Origin of the sequence: Priestia sp. J2, from assembly GCF_020790095.1 — a bacterium.
Lineage (GTDB): Bacteria > Bacillota > Bacilli > Bacillales > Bacillaceae_H > Priestia > Priestia zanthoxyli.
The window spans coordinates 4,455,570-4,473,847 of sequence record NZ_CP086208.1 but is presented as its reverse complement, the minus strand read 5'-3'; the positions used below and the strand labels follow the sequence as shown (position 1 = coordinate 4,473,847).

Here is an 18,278-nt window from a genome sequence, read left to right as displayed (position 1 = left end):
GATACAATTTATTACGGAATAACAGTTAATATCTTAACACATGTTTTCAAAGACTGTTCACATTTTTTTTTCGAATGACTTATAGAACATGTTATAATAGTTAGAGATAAGGCGAAGATTACATCTGTGTAATGTCCGCCGGATTTTACGAATAGTAGAATGAAGAACGCCGGATTTTACGGGCAGTTATCTCACTGTAGCTCTTTGGAAATTTAGGGGTTACTGCCCGTCAAATTCGGATAAATAAGCACATTTCAATTATAGGGGGTATGTACAAATGCATATTATAGCAGTCGGCTTAAACTTTCGAACAGCCCCTGTTGAAATAAGAGAAAAGCTTAGTTTTAATGAGCAAGAATTAGCATCTGCCATGAAAACGTTAAGCGGCCAAAAAAGCATTTTGGAGAACATCATTGTTTCAACATGCAATCGTACGGAAATTTATGCTGTTGTTGATCAATTACACACGGGCCGTTATTATGTAAAAGCATTTTTAGCTGAATGGTTCGGAATAGATAAAGAAGAGTTTTCGCCTTATTTAACGATCTATGAAAATGATGGAGCCATCGAACACTTATACCGAGTAGCATGTGGATTAGATTCAATGGTGATTGGTGAAACACAAATTCTTGGACAAGTGCGTTCAAGCTTTTTGCTTGCTCAAGAAGAAGAAACAATTGGAACGGTTTTTAATCAGCTGTTTAAACAAGCTGTGACATTAGCCAAAAAAGCTCATCATGAAACAGAAATTGGTGCGAATGCAGTTTCTGTCAGCTATGCAGCCGTAGAGCTTGCTAAAAAGATTTTTGGAGACTTATCATCTAAACACGTATTGATTCTTGGTGCGGGAAAAATGGGTCAGCTGGCCGTGCAGAATTTATATGGCAGCGGAGCTAAAAAAGTAACGGTAGTGAATCGAACATTTGAAAAGGCACAGGAGCTAGCAAACCGTTTTTCTGGAGAAGCCAAACCATTTGCTGATCTTCAACATGCTTTAAGCGAAGCAGATATTTTAATTAGTTCAACAGGAGCTAATGACTATGTAGTAACGAAACGAATGATGAGTGAAGCAGAGCGTACGCGTAAAGGTCGTCCATTGTTTATGGTAGACATCGCCGTTCCGCGTGACTTAGATCCAGAACTAGATGAGCTAGAGACGGTCTTTTTATACGATATCGACGATTTAAACGGGATTGTAGAATCTAATTTGCAAGAGCGTCAAAAAGCTGCGGATGAAATTGAAATTATGCTTGAAGCTGAAATTGTTGCTTTCAAGTCTTGGCTTGGTACATTAGGCGTTGTACCTGTTATTTCTGCACTTCGTCAAAAAGCACTTACCATTCAAGCTGAAACGATGAAAAGCATTGATCGTAAGCTCCCAGATTTATCTGAGCGTGAGCGCAAAGTGTTAAATAAACATACAAAAAGTATAATTAATCAACTTCTTCGCGATCCAATTTTACACGCGAAAGAATTGGCTGGAGAGAAACATGCTGAAGAGTCTTTAGAGCTGTTCATGAAGATTTTTAATATTGAACAGGAAGTTGCTTTGCAAAAAGAAAAAGAAGAGCAGCTTCATACATCGATTACGTCTCATTCAGTAGCTTATCAGTCTTAAGTGAGGATTGAATAATGGTTGATATGGAATTAACCAGAATCTATGAATTGATTGTGATTTTATACGCGGTGAGCGTTTTATTATATTTTATTGATTTTGTACAAAATAACCGGAAGGCAAACTCGATAGCCTTCTGGTTACTTTCTATTGTATGGGTTTTGCAAACAGCCTTTTTAATTTTACGAATGTTTGAGACGGGAAGGTTTCCTATTCTTACTGTTTCTGAAGGGCTGTATTTTTACGCGTGGGTGTTAATTACTCTTTCACTTGTGATTAATCGCCTGTTCCGCGTTGATTTTATGGTGTTTTTTACAAATGTGATTGGTTTCTTAATTATGGCTATTCATACGTTTGCTCCACTTGAAACATACACAGCTGTCCAGTCGGAGCGCCTTGTGTCAGAATTATTAATCATCCATATTACCATGGCTATTTTATCTTACGGCGCTTTTTCAGTTTCTTTTGTTTTTTCTGCTCTGTATCTTGTTCAGTATAATTTATTGAAAAAGAAGAAATGGGGCAAGCGCTTGCTAAGAATTGAAGATTTAACAAAGCTAGATTACATGTCCTATGTATTAATTTTAATTGGTGTACCGCTGTTATTGCTTTCGTTAATCTTAGGAATCATATGGGCTTATATTAAATACGTAGATTTTCATTGGTACGATACAAAAGTGTTAGGTTCATTTTTAATGTTTGTTGCATACAGCGCTTACTTGTATGCTAGACTGCGTAGAGGTATTCAAGGAAAGGCAATCGCGATGTGGAATATTGGATTGTTCTTAGTCTTACTTATTAATTTCTTTTTATTTGGCAGTTTATCGAATTTTCACTTTTGGGGTTCGTAATTAGGAGGACAACATGCGAAAAATTATTGTCGGCTCTCGTCGAAGCAAACTTGCGTTAACACAGACCAAGTGGGTCATTGAACAGTTAAAAAAACAAGGTCTTCCTTTTGAGTTTGAAATTAAAGAAATGGTGACAAAAGGGGACAAAATTTTAAATGTAACGCTGTCCAAAGTAGGCGGTAAAGGTCTTTTTGTAAAAGAAATTGAACAAGCCATGTTAGATAAAGAAATTGATATGGCCGTTCATAGTATGAAAGATATGCCGGCTGTTTTGCCAGAAGGATTAACGATTGGATGTATTCCTTTACGAGAAGATCACCGTGATGCGCTTATTTCAAAAAATGGTGAGCGATTTGAGGAGCTGCCAAGCGGTGCTGTGATTGGGACAAGCAGCTTGCGTCGAGGGGCACAGCTTCTATCTATGCGTTCAGATATCGAAATTAAATGGATTCGAGGAAATATCGATACACGCCTAGAGAAATTAAAAAATGAAGATTACGATGCGATTATCTTGGCCGCTGCAGGACTATCTCGTATGGGCTGGTCGAGAGATACGGTCACTCAGTACCTAGAGCCGGAAATAAGTGTTCCTGCTGTAGGACAAGGAGCTTTAGCTATCGAATGCCGAGAAAATGACGATGAATTATTATCGCTTCTTCAAACTCTAAATCATGATGAAACGGCTCGTGCTGTTAGAGCTGAACGCGTATTTTTAAAAGAGATGGAAGGCGGATGCCAAGTGCCGATTGCGGGATATGGGCGTATAGTAGACGGTGGAAATATTGAGCTAACGTCGCTAGTCGCATCTCCTGATGGCAAAACGATTTATAAAGAGCACATTACGGGAAAAGACCCCGTTGCTATCGGTTCAGAAGCTGCTAGTCGCTTAACATCTCAAGGAGCTAAGCTTTTAATTGACCGCGTAAAAGAGGAGCTGGACAAATAATGAGTCATGAGGCTCCTCTTTTTTTGAAAAAAGTTTTGATTACAAGAGAAGCGAAGCAGGCTCATTCATTTGCAGCACAGATTAAAAAGCTTGGAGGCATACCTTTAAGCTTACCAGTCCTCACGTTTGCACGTTCTAACAATGAAAAAGAAGTGGAAGATGTCCTGCTGTCGATTGACTGTTTTGATTGGATTGTTTTTACAAGTCAAAACGGCATTTCTTTTTTCTTTGAATGGCTAAAAGAGTTAAATATCAGTCGGAGTGCTTTAAAAAGATTAAAAGTGGCTGCGGTTGGAGAAAAAACCGCAAAATTGCTGGAAGAATACGATGTTAACGTGCAACTTGTTCCAAAAGAATACGTTGCCGAATCACTTCTTGAGTCGTTAAAAGCAAATGTGTTACATCACGAGCGAGTTCTCCTTGTACGAGGACAATTAGCCCGCTCTGTTTTAAAAGATGGGTTAAAAGAGTGTGAGGTAACGGATTTAGTTGTATATCAGACCATTCGAAATCAAGGCTCTGAACGCTTGGTTAAGCAACATTTAGAAACAGGAATTGATGCCATTACTTTTACAAGTTCTTCTACAGTGAGATTTTTTGTCGAGTCAGTTAAAGATATTCCGAATTGGCTTGAGCTTATAAATGAAACCAAAGTTGTTTGCATCGGTCCTATTACGAGTCAGACAGCGAGCGAATATGGAATTAAGCATCTTGTTCCTAACACATACACAATAAATGGTATGATAGATATGTTGGTTAGTTGTTTTGAATAATAAAGGAGGATTTTAACATGAAAGATTTACAATTTACACGTCATCGTCGTCTTCGTAATTCTGTAAATATGCGTGCGCTTGTACGTGAAACACATTTACATCCGGAAGACTTTATATATCCTATTTTTATTGTAGAAGGTGAACAAAAAAGAAATGCTGTAAAATCAATGCCAGGTGTGGATCAAATTTCTTTAGACTACTTGAATGATGAAATCCAAGAGTTAGTCGATTTAGGAATCAAGTCAGCTATGGTATTTGGTGTTCCCGCTGAAAAAGATGCGGTCGGCTCACAGGCATACCATGACCACGGAATTGTCCAAAAAGGTATTCGTCAAATTAAAGAAAATTTTCCAGATTTTGTTGTTATCGCAGATACATGCTTGTGTCAATACACAGATCATGGCCACTGTGGTGTAATTGAAGACGGAAAAATCTTAAACGATCCTAGCCTTGACTTATTAGCGCGTACAGCGGTTAGTCAAGCTAAAGCAGGAGCGGATATTATTGCGCCTTCAAACATGATGGACGGTTTCGTGGCAGCTATTCGCCACGGTCTAGACGAAGCTGGATTTGAAGATGTGCCGGTGATGTCTTATGCTGTTAAATATGCATCTGCTTTTTACGGACCATTCCGTGATGCAGCGCATTCTTCTCCTCAATTTGGAGACCGTAAAACATATCAAATGGACCCAGCTAATCGCTTAGAGGCACTTCGAGAAGCGGAATCTGATGTCGAAGAAGGAGCAGATTTCTTAATTGTAAAACCAGCTCTATCATATTTAGATATTATGCGCGATGTGAAAAATACGTTTAATTTACCTGTAGTGGCTTATAATGTGAGCGGTGAGTATTCAATGATTAAAGCGGCAGCTCAAAACGGCTGGGTAAATGAAAAAGAGATTGTTCTTGAAAAATTAATTAGCATGAAGCGTGCAGGAGCGGATTTAATTGTAACGTATCATGCTAAAGACGCAGCACGCTGGTTATCTGACAAGTAATTAAGGAGGCTTACACATGAGAAGTTATGAAAAGTCAAAAGCAGCTTTTTTAGAAGCGCAGCAACTAATGCCGGGTGGAGTAAACAGTCCTGTTCGTGCATTTAAATCAGTAGATATGGATCCTATTTTTATGGAACGAGGAAAAGGCGCTACGATTTACGATATTGACGGCAACAAATATATTGACTACGTCTTATCATGGGGACCTTTAATTCACGGACATTCCAACGATCAAGTAGTTGAAGCAGTAAAAAAAGTAACGGAATCTGGTACAAGCTTTGGTGCACCAACATTAATTGAAAATGAGCTCGCTAAAGTTGTGATTGAGCGCGTTCCTTCAATCGAAATCGTCCGTATGGTGAGTTCAGGTACGGAAGCAACGATGAGCGCACTGCGTTTAGCGCGTGGCTATACGGGCCGCAACAAAATTTTAAAATTTGAAGGCTGTTACCATGGACACGGTGACTCTCTTCTCATTAAAGCTGGCTCAGGCGTTGCAACGTTAGGCCTACCAGATAGCCCGGGAGTGCCTGAAGGAATCGCTAAAAACACGATTACAGTGCCGTACAATGATTTAGAAAGCGTACAATATGCTTTTAAAGAATTCGGAGATGACATTGCCGGAGTAATCGTTGAACCGGTAGCAGGAAATATGGGTGTGGTACCACCTCAGCCCGGTTTCTTACAAGGGCTTCGTGATATCACATCAGAATATGGCTCACTGCTCATTTTTGATGAAGTAATGACAGGGTTCCGCGTAGCGTACAACTGTGCACAGGGCTACTACAACATTACGCCTGACTTAACTTGCTTAGGAAAAGTAATCGGTGGTGGTTTACCAGTAGGTGCTTACGGTGGTAAAGCTGAAATTATGGAGCGAGTTGCACCAAGCGGCCCGATTTATCAAGCAGGTACATTATCAGGTAATCCGCTTGCGATGACAGCTGGATACGAGACATTAACACAGCTGACACCTCAATCCTACGATGAGTTCATTCGTAAAGCAGATCGCTTAGAAGAAGGATTGATGGCAGCAGCTGAAAAATATGATGTGCCGTTTACCGTAAACCGAGCTGGTTCAATGATCGGTTTCTTCTTCACAAACGAACAGGTCATAAATTACGAAACAGCGAAAACATCGAATTTAGATTATTTTGCAGCTTACTATCGTGAAATGGCTAATGAAGGCGTGTTTTTACCTCCTTCTCAATTCGAAGGAATGTTTTTATCAACTTCTCATACAGATGCAGACATTGAACATACAATTGCAGCAGCTGAAAAAGCTTTTTCAAAGTTGCGTGGATAAACAGCTAAATAGAAATAACTTTTATAAAGAAGCTTACGGAGGATTCCGTAAGCTTTTTTAGTTTTCAAGACATATTTTAATTTATTTGTTCATACATCTTTAATGACCGCGCTATTACCTGGCGGGTGTTGGAAGGGGGAGAACAATTTGTCGCAGGATAATTTATCATGTCTGCGTTTTTCCGTAGAAGAATCAGTATGGTTTCAAAAAGGACAGGAAGTCTCACAACTTTTGTCTATCTCCTTAGAGCCTCAAGTATCTATTCAAGAATATGACCAATATGTGTCTATTCGAGGAGCATTACAATTAACAGGTGAATACGAAACGTACGAGGGAGAGCACTCGTTACGCGAATATACAAATGAGAATCAAGTGCAATCTATCTCTGTCCGTGAAGACGGAACGGCTGAATTATCACATCAATTTCCTGTTGATATTACCATTCCTAAAAATCGTATTCAAAGTATTGAAGATGTATATGTATCTATTGATTTATTTGATTATGAATTACCAGGCACAAATCAGCTGCAGCTAATGGCTGACTTGTCCATCACAGGATTGTACGGGGAACAGCATGAAGAACAAGAACGAGAAGAAGAGGAAGAGTTTGCGGAAGAACAGCACATCGTCTCCTATGAAGAAGCAGACGATGCTGAAGAGGTATATACTGAAAACTTTGCTCAAGAAGAAGAGAAACAAGAGGAGCAAGAGTTTGACGTAAGCTATCGTGAAGCTCCCGCACTTTTAGAGGCAGAGGCTATTGAAGAAGATCATTCAGAAAAGCCTCCTAGTTATTTTTCATCTGTATTTAAAAAAGAATCTCGTGCTGAGCCGGTCGTGGAATATGAAGAGGAAGCATATGAACCATTTGAAGTCGAAGTGAAAAAAGAGGCACCAATCGAGGAAGAAAGAGAAGACAACGTGATTGAGCTCTTTCAGCTTCGTCAAGAGCAAGAAAGCTTCGAAGAATCGCAAGCTAGTGAATTAAATACGTATGCTGACGTTCAACAAGAGGCTGAGCAAGAAAAGGAAAAGATTATTGTTGAATTTCGGAAAGAAGAAAATGAAAGCGGCCGAAATGAAAACGCCCTTTATTTAACAAAGCTCTTTTCGCGGGAAGAAGAAGCTTTTTCAACGTGGAAGCTTTGTATTGTTCAAGACGGAGATTCGCTTGATACGATAGCAAACCGCTATAATACGAATGTACAAAACATTTTACGAGTGAATAATTTAGGAGATGAATATGAGCTGGAAGAAGGAAGCATCTTAAATATTCCCGTTCGTTAAAGTCGGAAAGAAAACAGTTTTGACGCATATAATGTCTTAACTGTTTTCTTTATTTTTTACGAGGAAGGAGAATATAGATGCAGCGGACAGTAGCAGACTACAAAGTATTGTTAAAAGAATATGACTTAGATGTTGACTTTATCGAAGACTACGGAAAAGTAAAAAAAGTCTATACAAAAACTGGCGTATTTGCGCTTAAAGAAATGGCGAATCATCAAGAGCGAAATCAGAACTTCATTCAAAAGTTGCAGAACGTGTATCAAAAAGGGTGGATGGGCTTTGTCCCTATTTATCAAACGAAGCGTTCTCAGCCCATTGTTTCAGATGAAAGCGGCTCGTATTACTTAATGCCGTGGCTCCCAAATAACCCAACCGAAGAGCGTGATATTCGATATCATAAATTATTTCAAGAGCTTGCTAAGCTTCACGGTGCTTCGGCGCAGGAAGTAGAAGTAAAAAAAGAAGATATAGAAAATCATTATACATCGATGAAAGAAACGTGGGAAAAACGTCAGGAAGAGCTGAAGCAGTACGTAGTAGAATGCGAGAAGAAAGTGTATATGTCCCCGTTTGAATTGCATTACTGTACATTTTATTATGAAATGACAAGAGCGCTTGAGTTTGGTTTTGGAAAGCTCGATCAGTGGAACGATGAAATGGAAGAAAAGGAAAAGATCCGGCTGGTTACGTCTCATGGAAAGCTATCGGCTAAACATTTTATCTATGACGAACGGGGAAATGGTTTTTTTATTAACTTTGAACATGCAAAAGATGCTTCACCGATTTATGATTTGGTCTCATTTTATTTCCGTACTCTTCGCACGTACCCAGTAACTACCTATGACAGCTATGAGTGGTTTAGTACGTATGAAAAACATTTTGCTCTCAGAGAAGAGGAAAGACTGCTTTTGCACAGTTATTTAGCGTTTCCAGAACCCTTGTATCAGTGTATCGTTCAATATAGGCAGCATAAAGAAAGTAAAACGGAGCTTGAACATATGCAGTCATTTATTCGAGCATACTGGCTGACGAAAAACATTGAACAGCTCAATATTAAAATATTTGAAGTAGATCAGCAAAAAAAAATGGCAGCGGAAGCAGCTGCACAAGCCCAAGCGAACGAATAGCGCTTGGGTTTTTAAATCCAGTCCGAATATAAAGCAACCGCTAGTATGGCAAGCAGTGCCAACAACAGTACATCAAAGGTTGTGGGGAAAAATAGTGTACGTATACCTTGAAAAATTGTTAAAGGAACAATAAACTGTCCACAAGCCGCTCCTGCTGTTTTGAGCCACCGCTGCAGCTGATACGAATTTACATTTATTCGTTTCTTCATTTGTACATGCCCCTTTCAATCCACGTGCCCAGGTTAAAGTAAGTATATGAAAAAAGAAAGAAATGGTGCCATTTTTTTGAGCGGACTTTTCATTTTATTTCCAAAATTAGCGAGTGAATGAAAAAATAAAGAGCAGAACAAAAAAATTATGAATATAATCATAAAAAAATGGAGAAGATTATTGACGATTCAACATTTTTTCATATAGTATAATTAAGAGAAATTCATACATAAATACAGTGAATAGGAAGAGTACGGGATGTTCGTCTTTCAGAGAGAGAAATCAGCTGCTGTGAGATTTCTTAAGAATGTGCACTCGGAATGTCGCCTATGAGTAGCTTTTTTGAACAGCTGCATAGCTCAGTAGAAAAAGCCGGTTAATCAACCGTTATGAAATGAAGTGTATAGGCTTATCAAACGGGATACGTCTATAAAAAAAGGTGGTACCGCGAAATCAACTCCTTTCGTCCTTTTATTAGGAAAGGAGTTTTTTTATGTTTATAAAAGCTTTACACAGTTTCTAAAGACTGAAACTTTATATTATGGAGGTATACATTATGTCTGAAAAAGAAGTGACTCTTCCAACGAAGTATGATCCAAAAGCCGTTGAAGAAAATCGTTATCAGTATTGGTTAGACGGGAAGTTTTTTGAAGCAACAAATGACCCTGAAAAAGAGCCATATACAATTGTAATTCCACCCCCAAACGTAACGGGCAAGCTGCATTTAGGCCACGCTTGGGATACAACGTTACAAGACATCTTAACGCGTATGAAGCGCATGCAAGGCTATGACGTTTTATGGCTTCCCGGCATGGACCATGCGGGGATTGCAACGCAGGCAAAAGTAGAAGAAAAGCTTCGCAGCGAAGGGAAAAGCCGCTACGATCTAGGCCGCGAAAATTTTGTAGCCGAAACGTGGAAATGGAAAGAAGAATATGCAAGCTTTATTCGCCAGCAGTGGTCGAAGCTAGGACTTGGCTTAGACTATTCACGCGAGCGCTTCACGCTTGATGAAGGCCTTTCTAAAGCAGTGCGCGAAGTATTCGTAACGCTTTACAAAAAAGGGTTAATCTATCGCGGAGAATATATTATTAACTGGGATCCAGCTACAAAAACAGCTCTTTCAGACATCGAGGTTATTTACAAAGATGTACAAGGTGCGTTTTATCATATGCGCTATCCGTTGGCAGATGGTTCTGGACATATTGAAATCGCAACAACTCGTCCTGAAACAATGCTAGGAGATACGGCTGTAGCTGTTCACCCTGAAGATGATCGCTATAAGCACTTAATCGGCAAAAAGGTTGTCCTTCCGATTGTAGGTCGTGAAATTCCAATCGTAGGCGATGATTATGTAGATATGGAATTCGGTTCTGGTGCAGTAAAAATTACGCCTGCTCATGACCCGAACGATTTTGAAATTGGAAACCGTCATAATTTAGAGCGTATTTTAGTGATGAATCAAGACGGTACGATGAATGACAAAGCAGGTAAATATGAAGGAATGGATCGTTTTGCTTGCCGTAAGCAAATTGTTAAAGACCTTCAAGAAGACGGCGTATTGTTCGACATTGAAGACCACATGCATTCAGTAGGTCACAGTGAACGAAGCGGTGCCGTTGTTGAACCTTATTTATCAACTCAGTGGTTTGTAAAAATGCAGCCGTTAGCAGATAAAGCAGTAGATCTTCAAAAACAAGAAGAAAAAGTAAACTTTGTGCCTGATCGTTTTGAAAAGACATACTTACACTGGATGGAAAATATTCGCGACTGGTGTATTTCGCGTCAGCTTTGGTGGGGACACCGCATTCCAGCTTGGTATCATAAAGAAACTGGAGAAGTATACGTAGATCATGAGGCTCCAGCAGATATCGAAAACTGGGAACAGGATTCAGATGTATTAGACACATGGTTCAGTTCAGCGCTATGGCCGTTCTCAACAATGGGCTGGCCGGATTTGGATGCAGCTGATTTCAAACGCTACTACCCAACAAATGTGCTTGTAACGGGCTACGACATTATTTTCTTCTGGGTATCTCGTATGATTTTCCAAGGTCTTGAATTTACGGGTAAACGTCCGTTTGACGATGTACTTATTCACGGTCTTGTACGAGATGCTGAAGGTCGTAAAATGAGTAAATCACTTGGTAACGGCGTAGATCCAATGGAAGTAATCGAGAAATACGGTGCAGATTCTCTTCGCTATTTCTTATCTACAGGAAGCTCACCGGGACAAGATTTACGCTTTAGCTTTGAAAAAGTCGAAGCGACATGGAACTTTGCAAATAAAATTTGGAATGCTTCTCGTTTCGCATTAATGAACATGGACGGCATCACATTTGAAGAGCTTGATTTATCAGGCGAAAAGTCAGTTGCGGATAAATGGATTTTAACGCGCTTAAATGAAACGATTGAGCACGTAACAAAATTAGCTGACAAATATGAATTTGGTGAAGTTGGACGCATTCTTTATAACTTTATTTGGGATGACTTCTGCGATTGGTACATTGAAATGGCTAAACTTCCTCTTTACGGAGAAGATGAAGCAGCTAAAAAGACCACTCGCTCAATTTTAGCTTATGTACTTGATAACACAATGCGACTTTTACATCCATTCATGCCGTTTATTACTGAAGAAATTTGGCAAAGCTTGCCGCATGAAGGTGAATCAATTACAGTAGCTAAATGGCCGGAAGTACGCGCTGAGCTTTCGGATAAAGAAGCTGCTAACGATATGCGTTTACTTGTAGATATTATCCGTGCTGTTCGTAACATTCGTGCTGAAGTGAACACGCCGATGAGCAAACAAGTAAAATTATTTATTAAAGCTAAAGATGAAAATATTCAAAGTCAGCTTGAAAAGAATCGTGCGTATGTAGAACGTTTCTGTAATCCAAGTGAGCTTGTAATTTCAACCGATGTTTCATTAGATGAAAAAGCGATGACTGCTGTTGTAACAGGCGCAGAATTAATTTTACCTCTTGAAGGTTTAATTAATATCGAAGAAGAAATCGCCCGTTTAGAAAAAGAATACGATAAGTTAAACAAAGAAGTAGAACGTGTACAAAAGAAATTAAACAACCAAGGCTTTATTGCAAAAGCGCCTGCTAAAGTAGTAGAAGAAGAGCGTGCAAAAGAGCAAGATTACGTTGAAAAACGTGAAGCTGTTCAGTCTCGTATTGCTGAATTACGCGGATAATCAATGGGTTAATAAACCAACAGAAAAAGCGTGGCTTGTATAGCGACGCTTTTTCTTTACATAATAATAGCGATGGAAAAGAAAGGTGAATAAAAGATGATAACGACATATGAAGAAGCGCTTGATTGGATTCATAACAGACTTCGCTTTGGAATCAAGCCGGGGTTAGAACGAATGGAATGGATGCTAGAGCAGCTTGATTTTCCGCAGCAAAATATAAATGCTATTCACGTTGCTGGGACGAATGGTAAAGGTTCTACTGTTTCGTATTTGCGAAATATGTTAGAAGAAGCAGGGTATAAAGTTGGAACGTTTACTTCCCCTTATATCGAAACATTTAATGAGCGGATTAGCGTGAATGGACAGCCTATTTCAAATGAAGCAATGACCGCTCTTGTTCAGGAAGTAAAGCCTGTAGTGGAGCGACTAGAACATACGGACTTAGGGTCAGCAACGGAATTTGAAGTGATTACAATCATGGCTTTTCTTTATTTCGGCTATCATGATTCAGTTGACTATGTTGTGTTTGAAACAGGTCTTGGGGGACGATATGATTCAACAAACGTTGTGAATCCTATGGTGAGTATTATTACAAACATTGGATTTGATCACATGGCGATACTAGGTGATACGGTAGAAGAAATTGCAGCAGAAAAAGCGGGGATTATTAAAAAAGAAGTCCCTATTATTACTGGTGCAGAGCAAGTAAAGGCGCTTGACGTCATTACAGAAGAGGCAAATTTGAAGCAGGCTTCGTTATTTGTGTTAGGAAAAGAATTTAAAATTGAAAACTATGAGCCCTTAGCAAATGGAGAAGGCTTTACGTTAAAAACGCCGTATGGTACATTTGAACACTTGCAATTAAATATGCTTGGCTATCATCAAGTTAAAAATGCAGCTTTGGCTGTGATGGCCGTTTGTTATTTAAAAGAAAAGAAAAAGCTTTCTATCTCCAATGAGCAAATGATAAAAGGGATTCAGCATACAAAGTGGAACGGCCGCTTTGAGATAGTAAATGAGCATCCTTTAACGATTATTGACGGGGCTCATAATGCAGAAGGCATTGATAGCTTGTTATCTACTTTACGCCTTCATTATGAAGATCGAAACATTCATTTAATCTTCAGCTGCTTAAATGATAAAAGCGCTGATCGAATGGTCCAAGAACTTGAAACAATCGCTGCAAGTATTACATTTACGTCGTTTGACTTTCCTCGTGCTCGCGCAGCTGGGGAGCTTTATGAGATGAGTACTCATCGTAATAAGCATATGGACGAGGAGTGGAAAAAAGCAATTGCTTACGTAAAGGAAAAGGCGACAGGTGAACAAGACATGGTCGTGATTACAGGGTCTCTGTATTTTATATCAGAAGTGCGGGCCTTTCTTCTCAAATGAGCAGAAGCAGCAAGTGAACTCTTGCTGCTTTTAACATAATGTAAGAAAGGGATACAAATAATAAGGAAGCACTAAGTTCAAAGTATTGTCACTTTCACCCCCTAGGTAAGTGATATATAATAAACATGTACATCACTAAATAAGGAGATTGTTAACATGAGTAAGAATAATGAAAAAATTGTACCGAAAAGTAATAAAAACTTTACCGGTATTATTCTTACCTTTTCAGTGATAGCGAATGTTATTATCTTACTGCTATTCTTTTCGAATATTGGCTATCAAGGAAAAGTAAGTTTTGATTTGACTATCTTTCCACGGTTAAATGCTATTTTGAATAGTTTTACGTTTATTTTTTTAGTTGCAGCGTTGATTTCAATCTTTAGAAAAAACATCAATGCTCATAGAGGGTTTATCTTAGCGGCATTCACTTCTACACTGCTCTTTTTAGTTTCATATTTAACGTTCCACTATATCTCAACCGAAACAGCTACATTTGGTGGAGAAGGAATTGTTCGTCCCATTTACTTCTTTATTTTGATTACACACAGTTTCTTAGCAGCGATTATCGTTCCGCTGGCACTGTTTGCACTTGTGTGGGGCTGGACAATGCAAGTTGAAAAACATAAAAAAATTGTGCGATGGACAATGCCAATCTGGCTTTATGTAAGCCTTACAGGTGTAATTGTCTACTTATTTATGGCTCCTTACTATTAAAAAACGTCTGCTTTTGCAGACGTTTTTTTTATGCTGTTTTTGTTTTTTAGTGGTATAATCCTTATTACCTATAAAAGGTGTGTTTTAAGGAAGGAGGCATACAGAATATGACTTTTATGGGTATTAAGATTCAGTTTATTAATGAAGGAGCTGTTTGATACTAATCAATAAAAGAGAGGTGTGGAAATGGATAAACTGTCAAAAGAGAATAAAGGACTTTCTCTCACGCAAGTGATCATACTGGTTATCGTAATAGGTCTTCTAGCAGCTTTTATTATTCCATTTATTGGCAGCTATTTAAAAGGAAAAGATACATTGCCCCATTCAAAAGAAAATCTACAGTTAGTATTCTATACCCCTGAAATGGAAGGAGTCGTATGAGTATAATTTACCTTTATCTATTCGTTTTAGGTATCACTCTAGGTTCATTTTATAACGTAGCAGGCCTTAGAATTCCTCAGGGAAAATCTATTTTATCTCCAAGATCTCATTGTCCACACTGTTTATACGTTCTTTCTCCACAACAGTTAATCCCCGTAGTCTCCTACATTAAAAATGCAGGAAAATGTAGTATGTGTCGCAAAAAAATCTCCTTCATCTACCCGTTCGTAGAATTTTCGACAGGAAGTTTATTTGTATATGCTTTTTTTAAATTGAATATGACGTTAGAACTGATTGTCATATTAACTTTTGTTTCTTTTTTAACAATTATCGTTGTCTCAGATATAGCCTATATGATTGTCCCAAATAAGGTGCTGCTTTTCTTTTTGCCTATCTTTCTTCTTGAGCGTCTTTTCATTCCATTAACTTCGTGGAGTGATTCTTTAATGGGAGGAGGAATCGCATTTTTTCTCCTCTTTCTAATCGCATTTCTCAGCAGAGGAGGCCTTGGAGAAGGAGATATTAAATTGTATGGTTTGATTGGTATTGTGCTTGGAGTAAAGCTTGTTTTGCTATCACTTTTTTTAGCTATATTAATAGGCGGAACCGTTAGTATAGGAGCATTATTAATGAAAAAGGCAAAGATAGGTGTACCAATTCCTTTCGTTCCTTTTATTTTTATAGGGACAATCGCTGCTTATTTTCATGGAAACGAATTGATAGATTGGTATGTTAGCAACTATTTTTATTGAGCTTCAAGTCTTCGACAAAGTTAAAATTTCTGTAACTAAATAGCGAAAACCTTTTGTAACAAGACGACAAATGTCTTGTTATTTTTTTTTTCTTCTATGATAGCATGGAAAAAAGTGTATGTTTTATGTCGGTTTACCTCAGCTTACAACCGGTACTAAGACTACGTTAACTAAAGGCGGTGGGGCAGTGGACAAGCAGGAACGAAAAATTTCAATTAAAATCAATGGTCAATCTAAGGATGAGAAGGAAGAACAAGCGCCGGAAAAAGACGAATTTACGTGGGTTCTTCCGGAACCGGCATCCAAAGATTCTCATGTGGAAGAAAATAAAGTGGTGTTTATTGAAGATGTAAGAAATGAAAAGAAGAAAAAGCCGCGATTACACCCTAAAAATGTTTCGATTAAAACAGTAAACGGCGGTGTGATCAAACGAACGGCTGTGATTGTATTACTAGCAGTCGGAATAGGCAGCGGCATCGGTATGGTTGGTGTGAAAATGATGACAGGAAGCGAACAGCCTGTAGGAAAAGCACAAACAAGTGAGCGAGCGAAAGAAGAAAAAGCTGCTCAAACAGCGTCTGCCACTGAAAGTGTTGGTAAAGCTGAAAAGAAAAGCGAACAGGAATCGAAGGATACGTCAGCTGCTGCTTCTACTTTAGACCCTTTTTCCTTTTACATTGTGCAAGCAGGTGCTTTTTCATCAAAAGCTGCTGCAAATAAAGCAATGGATAAATGGAAAGAAGAGAACGAAGCAGGCGAGATTTTTTCACCTAAAACCTATTCTCTTGTCGTTGGTGCTGCCACTGGAGAAGAAAAAGCAAAGGCACTTAGTAAAACGTATAAACAACAAGGTAAAGATGTATATGTAAAGTCTTATGAAATTAAGCCCACTAGCGAATTAGGGAAAAAAGATCAAACGGTTATAACAACAGCGCAGCCGTTTATGGCTAATCTCTTAGATCAATCTGTTAAAGCGATTGAGGGAGAGCGGGTAGCCGATATCAAATCTTTGAAAAAAGAGCTGACAAAAGTTCAGAAAGAAGCGTCAAATGAAGACATTAAAACCATGGTGAGCACCCTTCAAAAGGCTGCGGCTTCTCTATCTTCATATGAAGACAATAAAAGCAGTAAAGACGCTTGGCTTGCTCAGCGATACGTGTTAAAAGCTCTTCAGCAGTATGAAAGCCTTGTAACGTCTTAACAGGTGAGGTAGTGTAATGCTGCCTCACTTGTTTATTGTCATTTAGAGATGAAATTGCTAAAATAACGGTGTGTCCTTCTTTTTTAAAATCAAAATGCAAAGGTGAGATGTATGAAACAAACATTAATTTTAGCCTCAGGCTCTCCTCGTCGAAAAGAATTACTTCAGCAGCTTCACATTCCCTTTACCGTTCACGTTAGTACAATTGAAGAAATCGTCAATCCATCATACACTCCGTCCGAGGTAGTAATGGATTTAGCTAGGCAAAAAGCAGTGGACGTCGCTTCGCATTATAAAGAGGATATGGTCCTAGGCGCCGATACAGTTGTCGTATATGGCAATCGTATTTTAGGAAAGCCAAAAACGAAACAAGAAGCGATTGAAACACTTACGATGCTGTCAGGTCAAAAACATCAGGTGTTAACTGGAGTAGCGTTCGTATCAAATGCAAAAGTTCATACGTTTTATGAACAAACTGATGTAGAGTTTTGGCCGATTGAACAAGATGAAATCGTACAGTACGTAGAGTCAGGAGAGCCTATGGACAAGGCTGGTTCTTATGGAATTCAAGGGCTCGGTGCTGCGCTAGTTAAAAAAATTGAAGGAGACTATTTCTCCGTGGTGGGCTTGCCGCTCTCCCGAACAATACGTGAGCTAAAACAATACGGTTTCGTCTACTAAAAAGGAGTGACGAAATTGGATCAATCATTGCTAATTAAAGATTTTCCTCAAGATGAAAGACCTCGAGAGCGCCTTGTGGCAATGGGTGCTTCTAGTCTTTCTAACCACGAGCTTATTGCTATTTTGCTGCGCACCGGAACCAAAGATGAATCTGTTCTTCAGCTGTCCAATCGCATATTAACGCATTTTGAAGGTCTTCAACTTTTACAGCATGCATCGCTTGATGAAATGATGAATATTAAAGGTATCGGACCTGCAAAAGCGATTCAAATTATAGCGGCTATTGAAATAGGTAAGAGGATTGTACAGCGGAAATCTAGTGAGCGATATACCATTCATGGCCCTGAAGACGGAGCTAATTATGTGATGGAAGAAATGCGCGTGCTGTCCCAAGAGCATTTCGTCTGTTTATACCTCAACACGAAAAATCAAGTTCTCCACAAGCAAACCATTTTTATCGGAAGCCTCAATTCATCTATTGTCCATCCAAGAGAAGTATTTAAAGAAGCCTTTCGCCGTTCAGCTGCATCTCTTATTTGTATTCATAATCATCCCTCCGGCGACCCTACTCCCAGCAGAGAAGATATAGAGGTAACGAAGCGCTTAAAAGAGTGCGGATTTATCATAGGAATTGAATTGTTAGATCATTTAATTATCGGAGATCGAAAATATATTAGTTTAAAAGAAAAAGGATACATGTAAGGCTATGCTTTTTAAAATCCTTGGGTTATAATAGTAGTCATGATTTTAAATGACAAGTTCTTTACAATCATTCGTTATTAATAGACAAAGTATGACTTTTTATCATACAATATTTGGCGTTGACATCTATGAAAAAAGTA

General features: G+C 38.8%; 17 protein-coding genes and 1 other annotated feature. Of the genes, 16 read left to right on the top strand and 1 reads right to left on the bottom strand.

Annotation, left to right across the window (positions count from 1 at the left end; genetic code table 11):
- Window positions 1-277: 277 nt before the first annotated feature.
- The 8 genes from hemA to ysxE all read left to right on the top strand — a co-directional run bounded on the left by hemA (window position 278) and on the right by ysxE (window position 8,903).
- Window positions 278-1,618 carry a glutamyl-tRNA reductase gene (gene hemA, locus LJY09_RS23190; protein WP_033579644.1) on the top strand — a complete coding sequence of 447 codons (1,341 nt, stop codon included), beginning with the start codon at window positions 278-280 and terminating at the stop codon, window positions 1,616-1,618.
- A 14-nt stretch (window positions 1,619-1,632) separates the two neighbouring features.
- Entirely contained in the window at window positions 1,633-2,466 is an 834-nt protein-coding gene (locus LJY09_RS23185) for a cytochrome C assembly family protein (RefSeq protein ID WP_013059361.1), read from the top strand.
- 13 nt (window positions 2,467-2,479) lie between these two features.
- Entirely contained in the window at window positions 2,480-3,412 is a 933-nt protein-coding gene (gene hemC / locus LJY09_RS23180; RefSeq protein ID WP_028411729.1) for a hydroxymethylbilane synthase, read from the top strand.
- Entirely contained in the window at window positions 3,412-4,185 is a 774-nt protein-coding gene (locus tag LJY09_RS23175; RefSeq protein WP_028411728.1) for a uroporphyrinogen-III synthase, read from the top strand. The genes hemC and LJY09_RS23175 overlap by 1 nt, the downstream gene beginning before the upstream one ends.
- A gap of 17 nt (window positions 4,186-4,202) precedes the next feature.
- On the top strand, window positions 4,203-5,183 hold the full coding sequence (gene hemB, locus LJY09_RS23170; protein ID WP_014458109.1) for a porphobilinogen synthase: 981 nt from the start codon (window positions 4,203-4,205) through the stop codon (window positions 5,181-5,183).
- Window positions 5,184-5,199: 16 nt separating this feature from the next.
- Window positions 5,200-6,489, top strand: a complete 1,290-nt coding sequence (gene hemL, locus LJY09_RS23165; RefSeq protein ID WP_013059357.1) for a glutamate-1-semialdehyde 2,1-aminomutase — start codon at window positions 5,200-5,202, stop codon at window positions 6,487-6,489.
- A gap of 147 nt (window positions 6,490-6,636) precedes the next feature.
- A complete protein-coding gene (spoVID, locus tag LJY09_RS23160) occupies window positions 6,637-7,776 on the top strand; it encodes a stage VI sporulation protein D (protein WP_028411727.1) in 1,140 nt (379 codons plus the stop codon).
- A 77-nt stretch (window positions 7,777-7,853) separates the two neighbouring features.
- Window positions 7,854-8,903, top strand: coding sequence for a spore coat protein YsxE (gene ysxE, locus LJY09_RS23155; RefSeq protein WP_013085128.1), 1,050 nt, complete (start codon window positions 7,854-7,856; stop codon window positions 8,901-8,903).
- 11 nt (window positions 8,904-8,914) lie between these two features.
- Here ysxE and LJY09_RS23150 read toward each other — a convergent pair whose 3' ends face one another.
- Window positions 8,915-9,112, bottom strand: coding sequence for a hypothetical protein (locus LJY09_RS23150; RefSeq protein ID WP_013059354.1), 198 nt, complete (start codon window positions 9,110-9,112; stop codon window positions 8,915-8,917).
- A gap of 230 nt (window positions 9,113-9,342) precedes the next feature.
- Window positions 9,343-9,587, top strand: a binding site (T-box leader).
- Between the two features lie 82 nt (window positions 9,588-9,669).
- On the opposite strand from LJY09_RS23150, the gene LJY09_RS23145 reads away from it, so the two are divergent.
- The 8 genes from LJY09_RS23145 (at window position 9,670) to radC (ending at window position 18,138) form a co-directional block, all read left to right on the top strand.
- The gene (locus LJY09_RS23145; protein WP_155010562.1) at window positions 9,670-12,312 is read left to right on the top strand and encodes a valine--tRNA ligase; all 2,643 of its coding nucleotides are present in this window, start codon (window positions 9,670-9,672) and stop codon (window positions 12,310-12,312) included.
- A 96-nt stretch (window positions 12,313-12,408) separates the two neighbouring features.
- Window positions 12,409-13,707: a bifunctional folylpolyglutamate synthase/dihydrofolate synthase gene (locus LJY09_RS23140; protein ID WP_028411724.1), complete on the top strand. Its 1,299-nt coding sequence runs from the start codon at window positions 12,409-12,411 to the stop codon at window positions 13,705-13,707.
- Window positions 13,708-13,863: 156 nt separating this feature from the next.
- Window positions 13,864-14,421, top strand: coding sequence for a DUF420 domain-containing protein (locus LJY09_RS23135; RefSeq protein WP_028411723.1), 558 nt, complete (start codon window positions 13,864-13,866; stop codon window positions 14,419-14,421).
- A 186-nt stretch (window positions 14,422-14,607) separates the two neighbouring features.
- Window positions 14,608-14,802 (top strand): hypothetical protein, encoded by a 195-nt coding sequence (locus tag LJY09_RS23130; protein WP_028411722.1) that lies wholly within the window; start codon window positions 14,608-14,610, stop codon window positions 14,800-14,802.
- Window positions 14,799-15,554 carry a prepilin peptidase gene (locus LJY09_RS23125; RefSeq protein WP_099331310.1) on the top strand — a complete coding sequence of 252 codons (756 nt, stop codon included), beginning with the start codon at window positions 14,799-14,801 and terminating at the stop codon, window positions 15,552-15,554. Before LJY09_RS23130 ends, LJY09_RS23125 begins: the two co-directional genes overlap by 4 nt.
- A gap of 118 nt (window positions 15,555-15,672) precedes the next feature.
- Window positions 15,673-16,755: an SPOR domain-containing protein gene (locus LJY09_RS23120; protein WP_028411720.1), complete on the top strand. Its 1,083-nt coding sequence runs from the start codon at window positions 15,673-15,675 to the stop codon at window positions 16,753-16,755.
- A gap of 111 nt (window positions 16,756-16,866) precedes the next feature.
- The gene (locus LJY09_RS23115) at window positions 16,867-17,436 is read left to right on the top strand and encodes a Maf family protein (protein WP_033579650.1); all 570 of its coding nucleotides are present in this window, start codon (window positions 16,867-16,869) and stop codon (window positions 17,434-17,436) included.
- A 15-nt stretch (window positions 17,437-17,451) separates the two neighbouring features.
- Window positions 17,452-18,138, top strand: coding sequence for a RadC family protein (gene radC / locus LJY09_RS23110; RefSeq protein ID WP_028411718.1), 687 nt, complete (start codon window positions 17,452-17,454; stop codon window positions 18,136-18,138).
- Window positions 18,139-18,278: the final 140 nt, after the last annotated feature.

Coding starts and splice junctions, on each gene's coding strand:
- ysxE (WP_013085128.1), top strand. CDS start 7,854: ATGCAGCGGACAGTAGCAGACTACAAAGTATTGTTAAAAGAATATGAC.
- hemB (WP_014458109.1), top strand. CDS start 4,203: ATGAAAGATTTACAATTTACACGTCATCGTCGTCTTCGTAATTCTGTA.
- hemC (WP_028411729.1), top strand. CDS start 2,480: ATGCGAAAAATTATTGTCGGCTCTCGTCGAAGCAAACTTGCGTTAACA.
- LJY09_RS23150 (WP_013059354.1), bottom strand. CDS start 9,112: ATGAAGAAACGAATAAATGTAAATTCGTATCAGCTGCAGCGGTGGCTC.
- LJY09_RS23185 (WP_013059361.1), top strand. CDS start 1,633: ATGGTTGATATGGAATTAACCAGAATCTATGAATTGATTGTGATTTTA.
- LJY09_RS23120 (WP_028411720.1), top strand. CDS start 15,673: ATGTTTTATGTCGGTTTACCTCAGCTTACAACCGGTACTAAGACTACG.
- LJY09_RS23140 (WP_028411724.1), top strand. CDS start 12,409: ATGATAACGACATATGAAGAAGCGCTTGATTGGATTCATAACAGACTT.
- LJY09_RS23175 (WP_028411728.1), top strand. CDS start 3,412: ATGAGTCATGAGGCTCCTCTTTTTTTGAAAAAAGTTTTGATTACAAGA.
- LJY09_RS23130 (WP_028411722.1), top strand. CDS start 14,608: ATGGATAAACTGTCAAAAGAGAATAAAGGACTTTCTCTCACGCAAGTG.
- LJY09_RS23135 (WP_028411723.1), top strand. CDS start 13,864: ATGAGTAAGAATAATGAAAAAATTGTACCGAAAAGTAATAAAAACTTT.
- hemL (WP_013059357.1), top strand. CDS start 5,200: ATGAGAAGTTATGAAAAGTCAAAAGCAGCTTTTTTAGAAGCGCAGCAA.
- LJY09_RS23125 (WP_099331310.1), top strand. CDS start 14,799: ATGAGTATAATTTACCTTTATCTATTCGTTTTAGGTATCACTCTAGGT.
- LJY09_RS23145 (WP_155010562.1), top strand. CDS start 9,670: ATGTCTGAAAAAGAAGTGACTCTTCCAACGAAGTATGATCCAAAAGCC.
- hemA (WP_033579644.1), top strand. CDS start 278: ATGCATATTATAGCAGTCGGCTTAAACTTTCGAACAGCCCCTGTTGAA.
- LJY09_RS23115 (WP_033579650.1), top strand. CDS start 16,867: ATGAAACAAACATTAATTTTAGCCTCAGGCTCTCCTCGTCGAAAAGAA.